At 70.7% G+C, this 12,362-nt stretch carries 14 protein-coding genes; 9 read left to right on the top strand and 5 right to left on the bottom strand.

Annotated elements, in window-relative coordinates; all coding sequences use genetic code 11:
- Positions 1 to 69 precede the first annotated feature (69 nt).
- Positions 70 to 438 (top strand): hypothetical protein, encoded by a 369-nt coding sequence (locus ACFY93_RS26500; protein WP_391363498.1) that lies wholly within the window; start codon positions 70 to 72, stop codon positions 436 to 438.
- A 51-nt stretch (positions 439 to 489) separates the two neighbouring features.
- On the opposite strand, the gene ACFY93_RS26495 is transcribed toward ACFY93_RS26500, so the two are convergent.
- Together ACFY93_RS26495 and ACFY93_RS26490 are read right to left on the bottom strand one after the other, a co-directional pair.
- Positions 490 to 1,074, bottom strand: coding sequence for an isochorismatase family protein (locus ACFY93_RS26495; RefSeq protein ID WP_391363496.1), 585 nt, complete (start codon positions 1,072 to 1,074; stop codon positions 490 to 492).
- 232 nt (positions 1,075 to 1,306) lie between these two features.
- Positions 1,307 to 2,635 (bottom strand): nicotinate phosphoribosyltransferase, encoded by a 1,329-nt coding sequence (locus tag ACFY93_RS26490; protein ID WP_391363495.1) that lies wholly within the window; start codon positions 2,633 to 2,635, stop codon positions 1,307 to 1,309.
- Between the two features lie 131 nt (positions 2,636 to 2,766).
- On the opposite strand from ACFY93_RS26490, the gene clpS reads away from it, so the two are divergent.
- From clpS to ACFY93_RS26455, 7 genes are all read left to right on the top strand, one after another.
- Positions 2,767 to 3,084, top strand: coding sequence for an ATP-dependent Clp protease adapter ClpS (clpS, locus tag ACFY93_RS26485; protein ID WP_351315667.1), 318 nt, complete (start codon positions 2,767 to 2,769; stop codon positions 3,082 to 3,084).
- Between the two features lie 39 nt (positions 3,085 to 3,123).
- Complete coding sequence (locus ACFY93_RS26480; protein ID WP_391363492.1) at positions 3,124 to 3,729, top strand: DUF2017 family protein; 606 nt, start codon at positions 3,124 to 3,126, stop codon at positions 3,727 to 3,729.
- A 329-nt stretch (positions 3,730 to 4,058) separates the two neighbouring features.
- Positions 4,059 to 5,510: an amino acid permease gene (locus ACFY93_RS26475; protein WP_391363490.1), complete on the top strand. Its 1,452-nt coding sequence runs from the start codon at positions 4,059 to 4,061 to the stop codon at positions 5,508 to 5,510.
- 110 nt (positions 5,511 to 5,620) lie between these two features.
- On the top strand, positions 5,621 to 6,043 hold the full coding sequence (locus ACFY93_RS26470) for a Mov34/MPN/PAD-1 family protein (RefSeq protein WP_391363488.1): 423 nt from the start codon (positions 5,621 to 5,623) through the stop codon (positions 6,041 to 6,043).
- Positions 6,044 to 6,221: 178 nt separating this feature from the next.
- Positions 6,222 to 6,323 (top strand): putative leader peptide, encoded by a 102-nt coding sequence (locus ACFY93_RS26465; protein ID WP_391363486.1) that lies wholly within the window; start codon positions 6,222 to 6,224, stop codon positions 6,321 to 6,323.
- A gap of 167 nt (positions 6,324 to 6,490) precedes the next feature.
- Positions 6,491 to 6,769: a MoaD/ThiS family protein gene (locus tag ACFY93_RS26460; protein WP_391363484.1), complete on the top strand. Its 279-nt coding sequence runs from the start codon at positions 6,491 to 6,493 to the stop codon at positions 6,767 to 6,769.
- A 5-nt stretch (positions 6,770 to 6,774) separates the two neighbouring features.
- The gene (locus ACFY93_RS26455; RefSeq protein ID WP_391363482.1) at positions 6,775 to 7,725 is read left to right on the top strand and encodes a cysteine synthase; all 951 of its coding nucleotides are present in this window, start codon (positions 6,775 to 6,777) and stop codon (positions 7,723 to 7,725) included.
- Between the two features lie 209 nt (positions 7,726 to 7,934).
- Here the strand turns inward: ACFY93_RS26455 and ACFY93_RS26450 are convergent, their stop codons facing one another.
- Entirely contained in the window at positions 7,935 to 8,438 is a 504-nt protein-coding gene (locus ACFY93_RS26450; RefSeq protein ID WP_391363480.1) for a type II toxin-antitoxin system PemK/MazF family toxin, read from the bottom strand.
- Between the two features lie 213 nt (positions 8,439 to 8,651).
- Here ACFY93_RS26450 and ACFY93_RS26445 point away from each other — a divergent pair, with 213 nt between their 5' ends.
- Positions 8,652 to 9,404, top strand: coding sequence for an MBL fold metallo-hydrolase (locus tag ACFY93_RS26445; protein WP_391363477.1), 753 nt, complete (start codon positions 8,652 to 8,654; stop codon positions 9,402 to 9,404).
- Positions 9,405 to 9,480: 76 nt separating this feature from the next.
- On the opposite strand, the gene ACFY93_RS26440 is transcribed toward ACFY93_RS26445, so the two are convergent.
- Both ACFY93_RS26440 and ACFY93_RS26435 read right to left on the bottom strand, forming a co-directional pair.
- Positions 9,481 to 10,731, bottom strand: coding sequence for a PTS transporter subunit EIIC (locus tag ACFY93_RS26440; protein WP_391363475.1), 1,251 nt, complete (start codon positions 10,729 to 10,731; stop codon positions 9,481 to 9,483).
- Positions 10,732 to 10,993: 262 nt separating this feature from the next.
- The gene (locus tag ACFY93_RS26435; protein ID WP_391363474.1) at positions 10,994 to 12,283 is read right to left on the bottom strand and encodes a PTS transporter subunit EIIC; all 1,290 of its coding nucleotides are present in this window, start codon (positions 12,281 to 12,283) and stop codon (positions 10,994 to 10,996) included.
- Positions 12,284 to 12,362 lie beyond the last annotated feature (79 nt).

Genomic DNA, 12,362 nt, shown 5'->3' with positions numbered 1-12,362 from the left:
CGGCCGATCGTGTTTAGGTGCGTGCTGTGACTTCCTTATTGACACCGACGCGTACGGGGGTGTGACCTGATGGCCGCAGGAGGTTTCTGCAAGCTGCCGAACGGCGACGTGGTGGTGGCGTTGAACCTGCCCGTCCCCTCCGGCGCCGGCGGCCGTACGGCGTCCGTGCGCGTGCTCGTGCACGCGCGCAACCGCGCCCGCGCGCTGACCCGGCTGCGCAACCTGGGCCTGCGCGCCGTCTACCTCCGCGGCAACGCCCAGCCGCCCAGCCCCGACGAGGTCACCGCCGTGCTGCACCACCCGGACGGCCTGGTCTGGCGCACGGCGCCGGACACCGGTGTGACCGCCGGGAGCCTCGCGGGGCCGGAGCGCGCGCAGGAGCTGTGGCACCCCATCCGCGCGCTGCTCCGACGGCCGACGGCACCCCAGGGGCTGTGACTCCGCCCCTCCGTCAGGGCCGCGGAAGGGGGACGGCCGGGTCCGCGGTCGTCAGACCACCGGCTTGCCGGTGAGCTCCACCCCCGCCGCGCGCAGTTCCTCCAGCGCGCGTTCGGTGGTGCCCTCGGCGACGCCCGCGGTCAGGTCGAGCAGCACCTGCGTGCGGAAGCCCTCGCGGGCGGCGTCCAGCGCGGTCGCCCGTACGCAGTGGTCCGTGGCGATGCCGACGACGTCGACCTCGTCGATCCCGCGCTCGCGCAGCCAGTCGGCGAGCCCGACGCCGTTCTCGTCGGCGCCCTCGAATCCGCTGTACGCCGCCGCGTACGCACCCTTGTCGAACACGGCGTCGATGGCGCCGGAGGCGACGGCCGGGGCGAAGTTCGGATGGAAGCCGACGCCCTCGGTGCCGGCCACGCAGTGCGCGGGCCAGGAGTGGACGAAGTCCGGGTTGTCGGCGAAGTGGCCGCCGGGCGCGATGTGGTGGTCGCGGGTCGCCACGACATGGCGGTAGCCGGGGGCCGACTGGCCGATCAGCTCGGTGATCGCGGCGGCCACGTCGCCGCCCCCGGCCACCGGGAGGCTGCCTCCTTGGCAGAAGTCGTTCTGCACGTCTACGACGATCAAGGCGCGGCGCATGGTCGGTGTCCTTCGACTCTGGGATCGGCGGTACGGGGATCGGTGTCGGTGCCCGGCCGATGGACCGAGCCTAGAGACTTCGCGGGCCCACCGGGAGGGGGTGCGCACGGACGGAAGGCCCGTTGCCGTTGCCTTCCCGCCCGCCGGGCGTTCATTCGCGGCGGGCCGGGCGTGGCCGGAGCCGGCCCACGGCCCTGCCCCGCCCCCGCCCGCCCGGCGTCACGTCCGGGGATCAGACGTATTCGGTCGGAATGACCGCTTCCCCTCGGGAGAGCTGGGTCGCCGACAGCGGCAGGCCGGCGCGGGCGGCCGCGTGCCGGTCACGGACCACGTCGAGGGGCTCGCGGGAGACGACCCGGCCGCCCTCTATCAGCCGGACCAGCAGCAGCCGGTCCTCCAGCGTGGCGGGCACGGGTCCCGTTCCGATCACCTCGGCCTCGGCCGTGCCGTGCCCGTCGAGGCGCCGCGCGGCCCACTTGCGGCCGCCGACGGACGTCTTCCCGCCGCTCGACCGCTTGGCCACGGGCTCCAGCGGAGCCTCCGGGTCCGCCGACGTGGCACGGGCGACCAGCTTGTAGACCATCGAACACGTCGGATGGCCGGATCCCGTCACCAGCTGGGTGCCCACGCCGTAGGCGTCCACGGGCGCCGCCCGCAGCGAGGCGATCGCGTACTCGTCCAGGTCCGAGGTCACGACGATCTTCGTGGCGGTGGCGCCCAGCTCGTCCAGCTGCTGCCGCACCCGGTGCGCGACCAGGAGCAGGTCCCCGGAGTCGATGCGGACGGCGCCGAGCTCCGGTCCGGCGATCTCGACGGCCGTGCGGACGGCCTCCTCGACGTCGTACGTGTCGACCAGCAGGGTGGTGTCCCGGCCCAGTGAGGTCACCTGGGCCTGGAAGGCGTCCCGCTCCCGGTCGTGGACCAGCGTGAACGCGTGGGCGCTGGTGCCGACGGTCGGGATGCCGTAGCGGAAACCGGCGGCCAGGTCGGAGGTGGTCGCGAAACCGCCGACGTACGCGGCACGGGAGGCGGCGACGGCGGCCAGCTCGTGGGTCCGGCGGGCGCCCATCTCGATCAGCGGCCGGTCGCCGGCCGCCGAGGACATCCGGGAGGCCGCCGCGGCGATCGCCGAGTCGTGGTTCAGGATCGAGAGGATCACGGTCTCCAGGAGCACGCACTCCGCGAAGGACCCCTCGACGCGCAGGATCGGCGACCCCGGGAAGTAGACCTCGCCCTCCGGGTAGCCCCAGACGTCCCCGCCGAAGCGGTACGAGGCGAGCCACTCCAGCGTCGGCTCGTCCACGACCCGCCGCTCCCGCAGGAAGCCGAGGACGTCCGCGTCGAAGCGGAAGTTCTCCACGGCGTCCAGGACGCGGCCGGTGCCCGCCACGACGCCGTAGCGGCGCCCCTCCGGCAGGCGGCGGGTGAAGACCTCGAAGACCGAACGCCGGTCCGCGGTCCCGCCGGCGAGGGCGGCCTGCAGCATCGTCAACTCGTAGTGGTCCGTGAAGAGCGCCGTCGACGGGACATCCACCGGCAGGCCAAGGTCCGCTGTGTTCATGGAGCGGGATCCTACCCCCATCTCGTCAGTTTGACGATTTAGGTGCCCGCATCGGTGGGCCGCCCCTCCGTGCCCGTCCGGCCACCCGTCCGTGCGGCGCGTTTGTGCGAGTGGCCCCCTGTGGTGGCAGCATGGGCCGTGTGACGGCTCCCGCACCCCTAGAGATCGAGAAGACCGAGTCGGCGGAGGAGGTCTTCGCCGTACCCGAGCCGGACGTCCCCTGGGTGACGATCGTCCACAACGACCCGGTCAACCTGATGAGCTACGTGACCTACGTCTTCCAGTCGTACTTCGGCTACACGAAGGACAAGGCCACCAAGCTCATGCTCGACGTCCACCACAAGGGCAGGGCGGTCGTGTCCAGCGGGACCCGCGAGGAGATGGAGCGCGACGTGCAGGCCATGCACGGCTACGGCCTGTGGGCCACCCTCCAGCAGGACCGCAAGTAGGCAGCCCCCGGACACCACCGGAAGTAGCGAACTCACTCCATGCCCGGAATCTTCGAACCGCTCACCGGCGGCGGCGCGGCCGTCGCGCTCGACGAGGTCGAGATCTCCATCATCCGCTCCCTCGCCGTGCAGCTCCTGGAGCTCATCGGTCCCGGTCCGGCGGAGAACGCCCCCGACGACCCGCTCGCCGAGCTCTTCGCGGAGGGGCCGAGCGAACCGCCGTCCGACCCCGTCCTGCAGCGCCTGTTCCCCGACGCCTACGGCGGCCCCGACGCGGAGTCCGGCCCGCCGGAGCAGGCGGAGGAGCGGCGCGCGTACTCGTCCGAGTTCCGCCGCTTCACCGAGAACGACCTGCGGGCCGGCAAGCGGGAGACCGCGCTCACCGTCATCCGTTCGCTGGACGCGCTCAGCCCCGGGGGTGACGGGGGAGCGGTCCTCGAGCTCTCCCGGGAGCAGTCCGAGGAGTGGCTGCGCGCCCTCAACGACCTGCGGCTGGCGATCGGCTCCCGGCTGGAGGTCGCCGACGAGGAGGACACCGACCTCCTGTACCGGCTCCCGGACGAGGACCCGCGCAAGCCGATGGTCATGGCGTACCTCTGGCTCGGCGGTCTCCAGGAGTCCCTGGTCTCCACACTCATGACCTGATCGCGATGGTTTGTGCGGGTTTTGTGTTCGCTCAACGGACACTCAAATCCGGATAACGATCGCGTCACCGCTGTGGGCGCCTATGGCCCGCTAGGGAACCTTTGTCCGCTTCTCCCTGTGGTGTGCGCCACATGTTCCTCAGTCGATCAGTGCCGCGGCCGTGATAAATCTTCACGACCGCCCGACAGGACACCACCCATGTCCGGTCGGGTGCGCCAGCACGCCGGCGGACCGCCGGCACGGCACAGCTCCATCAATCCGGGGGGATCGGAACCCGACCCGAGGCCACGCAGACGGCTCGGATCGGCATGGAGGAAGGCGCACCACACATGACCTCATCGCAGGTCGCCAAGGAGAACGACGGCAGTGAGGCCGTGGGCGGCGAGACCCCCGAGGAGGGGTACGAGCGCGGGCTCGGCAGCCGTCAGGTCCAGATGATCGCGATCGGCGGCGCCATCGGCGTCGGCCTCTTCCTGGGAGCCGGGGCGAACATCGCCAAGGCCGGCCCCAGTCTCATCTTCATGTACGCCCTCGCGGGCGTGATCATCTTCTTCATCATGCGGGCGCTCGGCGAGCTCCTGCTCTACCGCCCGGTCTCGGGCTCCTTCGCGGAGTACTCCCGCGAGTTCCTCGGCCCGTTCTTCGGCTACTTCACGGCCTGGACGTACTGGCTGATGTGGGTGGTCACGGGCATGGCGGAACTCACCGCCGCCGCGATCTACGTCCACTACTGGTTCCCGGACATCCCGCAGTGGGTCACCGCGCTGGTGTTCCTGGTGGTCCTCTTCGTGGCCAACCTGATCTCGGTGAAGCTCTTCGGCGAGATCGAGTTCTGGTTCTCGATGGTCAAGGTCACCGCGCTGATCGGCATGATCGTGATCGGCCTGGGCGTCCTCACCTTCGGCTTCAGCTCCGCGGGTGACACCGCCGCCGTCTCCAACCTCTGGGAGTTCGACGGCATCTTCCCGAAGGGCGTCGGCTCGTCGCTGATGACCCTCCAGGGCGTCATGTTCGCCTACCTGGCCGTCGAGCTCGTCGGCGTCACCGCGGGCGAGTCCGAGGACCCGGAGAAGACGCTCCCCAAGGCGATCAACACCCTGCCCTGGCGGATCGCGCTCTTCTACGTCGGTGCCCTCACCGTCATCCTCTGCGTCGTGAAGTGGACCGAGTTCGCGCCGGGGGTCAGCCCCTTCGTCGAGGCGTTCGCGCAGATCGGCATCCCGGCCGGCGCCGGCATCGTCAACTTCGTGGTGCTCACGGCCGCCCTGTCGTCCTGCAACTCCGGCATGTACTCCACCGGCCGGATGCTGCGCGTGCTGGCCGACAACGGCGAGGCGCCCAAGGTGTTCTCCCGGCTGTCCGGCTCGCGGACCCCCGCCTTCGGCATCACCGTCTCCGTGCTCTTCATGGGCATCGGCGTGGTCCTCAACTACGTCGTCCCGGAGAAGGCCTTCGGCTACGTCACCTCGGTGGCGACCGCGGCCGGCATCTGGACCTGGCTGATGATCCTGATCAGCCACATCCTGTACCGCCGCGCGGTCGTGGCGGGACGCCTGCCCCAGTCCTCCTTCCCCGCCCCGGGCGGCGCGAAGTTCAGCTGGGTCGCCGTCGCGTTCCTGCTGTTCGTGACCGGCCTCATCGCGTACGACGCCGACTCCCGCATCTGCCTGTACGTGATGGCCGGCTGGGCCGCCGCCCTCGGCATCGGCTGGTTCGCGCTGAAGGCCCGTAACCCGCAGGTCACCGAGCGCCGCGAGCCGGCCCTCGAGAAGGTCGGCTGACCGGCGCGCCGGACCGCCGCACTCCCCGGGACGGGCCACCCCCGTCCGGCATCCGGGCCGCCCCGTACCACCCTTCGGTACGGGGCGGCCTTCTGCTTATCCTGACCGGCATGCTGACCATCACCCAGGCCCTCGTCGACCAGATCGTCGCGCACGCGCGCCAGGACCACCCCGACGAGGCGTGCGGCGTCGTCGCGGGGCCTGCCGGCTCCGGCCGCCCCGAGCGGTTCATCCCGATGCTCAACGCCGCCCGCTCGCCCACCTTCTACGAGTTCGACTCCGGCGACCTGCTGAAGCTGTACCGCGAGATGGACGACCGCGACGAGGAGCCCGTGGTCATCTACCACTCGCACACGGCGACCGAGGCGTACCCGTCCCGCACCGACATCTCGTACGCCAACGAGCCCGGCGCCCACTACGTCCTGGTGTCCACGGCGGACGCCGACGACGCCGGCCCCTTCCAGTTCCGCTCGTACCGCATCCTGGACGGCGAGGTGAAGGAGGAGGAGGTCACGATCGTGGAGGCCTACTGACCGGGCCGAACGCCCGCGGGGCAGCCGCCGTGACCACCACGGGGCACGCACCCGGCCCCGCCCCACGGCCACCGTCCCGGCACCTCCCCGCCCCACCGATCTCACTCACCGGTCGCAGACCGTCCGGCATGCGAGATTACATACCGGGACCGCGACCGGGAATCGATACGATGACCCCATGGTTTCCCATGACGTGAGCGAGAAGACGCCGGGCATGCTGCTCGTGGCGCGGCTGCACGTCGACCTGTGCAGGCTGAACAGCGCCCTGTGTAGGCGCTGACCCCTGCGCCGTCCGGCTCGTGAGCCGCGGCGCCGCACCCGAGCAAGCCGTGCCACCCCGCGAGCCACGCATGACGCTCCCGGACCCGAGGCCCAGCAGCCGACGGCCCCGGGGCCCCGCACCGCGCGCCCACCGACCCGACTCCCTCCCGACAGGAGCCCGCAACCATGGCCATCGAGGTCCGCATCCCCACCATCCTCCGCACCTACACCGACGGCCAGAAGGCCGTCGAGGGCGGCGGGGACACCCTCGCCGAGCTCTTCGCCGACCTCGAGACCCGCCACACGGGCATCCAGGCGCGCATCGTCGACAACGGCGAACTGCGCCGCTTCGTGAACGTGTACCTGAACGACGAGGACGTCCGCTTCCTCGACGGCATCAACACGAAGCTCGCCGACGGCGACAACATCACGATCCTGCCGGCCGTCGCCGGCGGTATGGCCTGATCGGCATGCGGTACGACTCCCCGCTGGCCGCGGTGGGCAACACCCCTCTGGTGCGCCTGCCGCGGCTGTCGCCGTCCGAGGACGTCCGTATCTGGGCGAAGCTCGAGGACCGCAACCCCACCGGCTCGGTCAAGGACCGCCCCGCCCTGCACATGATCGAGCAGGCGGAGAAGGACGGCCGTCTCACCCCCGGCTGCACGATCCTGGAACCGACGTCCGGCAACACGGGCATCTCCCTCGCGATGGCGGCGAAGCTCAAGGGCTACCGCATCGTCTGCGTGATGCCCGAGAACACCTCGCAGGAGCGCCGCGACCTGCTCGCCATGTGGGGCGCCGAGATCGTCTCGTCCCCGGCGGCGGGCGGCTCCAACACCGCCGTACGCGTCGCCAAGGAGCTCTCCGCCGAGCACCCGGACTGGGTGATGCTCTACCAGTACGGCAACCCGGACAACGCGGGCGCCCACTACGCGACGACCGGCCCCGAGATCCTCGCCGACCTGCCCTCGGTCACCCACTTCGTCGCCGGTCTCGGCACCACCGGCACCCTCATGGGCGTCGGCCGCTTCCTGCGCGAGAACAAGCCGGACGTGAAGATCGTCGCCGCCGAGCCGCGCTACGACGACCTCGTCTACGGGCTGCGCAACCTCGACGAGGGCTTCGTCCCCGAGCTGTACGACGCCTCGGTCCTCACCACCCGCTTCTCCGTCGGCTCCGCCGACGCGGTCACCCGCACCCGCGAGCTGCTCCAGCAGGAGGGCATCTTCGCCGGCGTCTCCACCGGCGCGGCCCTGCACGCCGCGATCGGCGTCGGCAGGAAGGCGGTCAAGGCGGGCGAGCAGGCCGACATCGTCTTCGTGGTGGCCGACGGCGGCTGGAAGTACCTCTCCACCGGCGTCTACACGGCCCCCACCACAGAGGAAGCCATCGAAACCCTCCACGGCCAACTCTGGGCCTAGAGCACCTCAGGGCGTTTCAGCCCCTCCGGCGCTTGAGGAGCGGGGCCCGGGGCGGAGCCCCGGAGGTCGGGAAGGGAAGGGGCGGAGGGGGCGAGATCCACACCCCCACCGCCCACCGGCAATGCCGCCCGGCGGGGCGCGCCGGGGACCCCGCCCCCGGAGGGGGAACCCCGGGAGCGCCCGGGGCACCCCCGGCATCACTCCCGGCATCACCCCGTGAGGCCCCGCACCCGCTCCCAGACCCCCGCGTCCACAACCCCCACCCGCCGCCGGAACTCCCCCACCGGCACCACCCGCACCTCGTCCGTCTCCAGGTAGCTCGTCCGCCCGCGCGCGTCCCCCACGGACCCCGGCGGCAGCGGAATCACCCCGCCGCGCTCCTCGTGGTACTTGCTGGTGATCTTCGCGACCCGGGCCCGCCCGCCCCGCACCGACAGCACCAGGCACGGCCGGTCCTTGCCCCCGGGCCCGTCCTCGTAGGGGACGTTCGCCCACCAGATCTCCGCGGGCCGGGGCCCGGCCTCCCGCGCACCGGCCGTACCGGGACGCTCACCGGCGCGACGCCCGCGCGGCCGTCCCGGAGGCCGCCCCGGACCGCCCGGCCGCCTCCGCTCCGAGCGCCGCCGATGGCCCCGCCCCCACCCGTCGACCAACGTCGCGACGAGCGCGAGCAGTACCACCGCCACGAGCGCGAGCCACCAGGACCTGTCCATACGTAGACGGTACCGGCGGCATCAGCGCGCGTGCCCCGCACGCGCCCTCCCGCACGCCCCGTGCGCCCCACGTCCAGCCGAACCGGTGACAGCGCAGGTGAGTTCGCCCACAACGGCCCCTGGCGGAGGAGCGACCCGCGCTCTCGCGCCTTACGCTCGACGGACCGCACGACCCTCATCCCGTTCCCCACCCCCGTCGGAGGTTGCGGCTCCATGAAGCTCACCGTCGTCGGCTGCTCGGGGTCGTTCCCGTCCGCGGAATCGGCCTGCTCGAGCTACCTCGTAGAGGCCGACGGCTTCCGGCTGCTCCTCGACATGGGCAACGGTGCCCTCGGCGAGCTGCAGCGCCACTGCGGTCTGTACGACCTCGACGCGATCTTCCTCAGCCATCTGCACGCCGATCACTGCATCGACATGTGCGCGTACTTCGTGGCGCGGTACTACCGGCACGACGGCGGCCGCTGCGCCCCGATCCCGGTCTACGGACCCGAGGGCACCGAGCAGCGCCTGACGACGGCCTACGCCGACACCCCCTCCGCCTCGTCCATGAGCGAGGTCTTCGACTTCCACACGGTGAAGCCGAGCACGTTCGACATCGGTCCCTTCACCGTCCACACGGAGAAGGTGCGCCACCCCGTGGAGGCGTACGCCATCCGCGTCGAGCACGGCGGTACGTCGCTGACGTACTCCGGGGACACGGGCGTGACCGGGGTGCTGGACGAACTCGCCCGGGACACCGACCTGTTCCTCTGCGAGGCCGCGTTCACGCACGGCAAGGAGAACATCCCGGACCTCCACCTGAACGGCCGCGAGGCCGGCGAGTCCGCGGCCCGCGCCGGCGCCCGCCGCCTGGTCCTCACCCACATCCCCCCGTGGACGGATCCCCGCACCAACCTCGCCGACGCCCGGGCGGTCTACGACGGCCCGGTCGACCAGGCGAAGCCCGGCGCGACGTACGAGATCTGAGCGGCGGGCAAGCGAACGCCCGAGGGCCCCGGAACCAGACGGTTCCGGGGCCCTCGGGCGTTGTCGCGGGTGAGGCTCACGCCTTGGTGAGGTCCTCGACCTCCTCCTCGGGCTCGCGGCCCGGGGTCATGAGGTTGAACTTGACGATCGCCCAGCGGAAGGTCACGTAGTAGATCGCCGCGAAGACCAGTCCGATCGGGATGATCAGCCAGGGCTTGGTCGCCAGGTGCCAGTTGAGCACGTAGTCGATGGCCCCGGCGGAGAAGTTGAACCCGGCGTGCACACCGAGGGCCCACGTCACCGCCATCGAGACGGCGGTCAGTACCGCGTGCAGCACGTACAGCAGTGGCGCGATGAACATGAACGAGAACTCGATGGGCTCGGTCACGCCGGTGACGAACGAGGTCAGCGCCAGCGAGACCATCATGCCGAGGACAGCCTTGCGGCGCTCGGGGCGAGCGGTGTGCGCCATGGCGAGAGCCGCGGCCGGCAGACCGAACATCATGATCGGGAAGAAGCCGGACATGAACATACCGGCGCTCGGGTCACCGTGCAGGAAGCGGTTGTAGTCGCCGTTGAAGACCTGGCCGGAGGCGTCCGTGAAGTCGCCGATCTGGAACCACGCCACGGTGTTGACGAACTGGTGCATACCGATAGGGATCAGACCGCGGTTCACGGCGCCGAACAGGGCGGCACCGCCCGAGCCCAACCCGGTCATCCACTCGCCGAAGTTCGAGATGCCCTCGCCGATGGGCTCCCAGATCAGGCCGAAGAAGACGCCCATGACGAGGCCGACGAACGCCATGATGATCGGGACCAGGCGGCGGCCGTTGAAGAAGCCGAGCCAGTCCACCAGCTTCGTACGGTGGAAGCGCCGCCACAGCACGGCGGCGAGCAGGCCCATGATGATGCCGCCGAGCACGCCGGGGTCGTTGTACGTCGCGGCGACGTCCGGGCCCTTCTTGACCACCGCCTCGGTGACCGGGAAGGCCTGGAGCACCTTGCTGTAGACGAGGAAGCCGACCACGGCGGCCAGCGCGGTGGAGCCGTCGGCCTTCTTGGCGAAGCCGATGGCCACGCCTATGCAGAACAGCAGTGGCAGCGAGCCGGTCAGCGCGCCGCCGGCGTTGTTGAAGACGGCGGCGACCTTGTCCCAGCCGAGACCGTCCTTGCCGAAGATGTCGTCCTGACCGAGCCGGACCATGATGCCCGCCGCCGGAAGCACGGCGATCGGCAGCTGTAGGCTGCGACCGACCTTCTGCAGGCCCTGGAACAGACCGGATCCCCGCTTCTTTGCGGGAGCCGCCGTTGCGCTGGCGGTGCTCATAGTTCCTCCATGTGCTGGCGCTGCCGGGGACGGGAAGGGGGAAACGGGGTGGGGCAGCACCGCGTGGTCTACACCACTCAGTGGTGTAGACCTGTTGTAGCACGGTGAAGGCTGGATAAGGAACCCACAGTTCCTGTGGCCCTGGACATACCGGAACACCCCGGTTCAACCGCCCCGAAGGGCGCCGGGGTCGCGCACGCCGAAGGGCCCCGGACCGGTCTGTCCGGGACCCTCGCGAACACCGGGAACGACCCCGCGTCGGCTACGCCCGCGTCGTGTCCTCGACCTCCTCCTCCGGCTCCCGCCCCGGCGTCTTCAGATCGAACCGGGTGATCGCGAACCGGAAGACCACGTAGTACACCGCCGCGAAGCACAGCCCGATCGGGATGATCGCCCAGGGCCTCGTGGCCAGGTTCCAGTTGATGACGTAGTCGATCAGGCCCGCCGAGAAGCTGAACCCGTCATGCACCCCGAGCCCCCAGGTCACCGCCATCGACACCCCCGTGAGCACCGCGTGCACCGCGTACAGCAAGGGCGCGATGAACAGGAACGAGTACTCGATCGGCTCGGTGATCCCGGTGACGAACGACGTCAGCGCCACCGACAGCATCAGGCCGCCGACCTCCTTGCGGCGGTGCGGTTTCGCACAGTGCGTGATGGCCAGCGCGGCCGCCGGCAGCGCGAACATCATGATCGGGAAGAACCCCGACGTGAACTGGCCCGCGTTCGGATCGCCCGCCAGGAACATGTTGATGTCGCCGTGGACCACGTCCCCGTCCGGCGCGGTGAAGCTGCCGAACTGGAACCAGATGGGCACGTTCAGGAACTGGTGCAGACCGATGACGAGCAGCGCCCGGTTGGTCAGGCCGAACACCCCGGCGCCCCAGGCGCCCAGGCTCACCAGCCAGTCGCTGAAGCTCTCCAGCGCGTCACCGATCGGCGGCCAGACCCACAGGCACAGCGCGGCGAACGCGATGGCGACGAACGACATGATGATCGGCACCAGCCGCCGCCCGTTGAAGAAGCCGAGCCAGTCGACCAGCCTCGTACGGTGGAAACGCTGCCAGAGGTACGCGGTCAGCAGACCCAGGACGATCCCGCCGAACACCCCGGGATTCTGGTACGTGAACGCGGTCACCGAATGGTCCGCCGCTTGGCAGCCGATCTTCTCCAGCGCCTCGGACCCGTCCGCGCACCGCTCGGGGAACTCGTGCAGCACCGTGTAGTAGACGAGGAACCCGACGACCGCCGCGAGCGCCGTGGAACCGTCCGACTTCTTCGCCATCCCGATCGCCACGCCGACGCAGAACAGCATCGGCAGCCCCAGCGAGCCGTCGAGCAGGGCGCCGCCCGCGCCCGCCATCACCTTGGACACATCGGTCCAGCCGAGCCCCTGGTCGCCGAACACGTCGGGCTGGCCGAGCCGGTTCAGGATGCCCGCGGCCGGCAGGACGGCGATCGGCAGCTGCAGACTGCGCCCCATCTTCTGCAGGCCCTGGAAGAGGGTGTTCCACCGGGCCCGCAGCGGGGGCGCCGCACTGTCGGCACTCATGGGCGTCCTCCGGGAGCCGAGCCGGGTTTGGCGGCCGTCGAAAACTGGTGTAGACCAGTTGCGGAAGCGTGGCGGGCGG

Origin of the sequence: Streptomyces sp. NPDC008313 (assembly GCF_042956125.1) — a bacterium.
GTDB lineage: Bacteria > Actinomycetota > Actinomycetes > Streptomycetales > Streptomycetaceae > Streptomyces.
The sequence above is the reverse complement of the archived record's forward strand: the minus strand, read 5'-3'. Positions and strand labels throughout refer to the sequence as shown.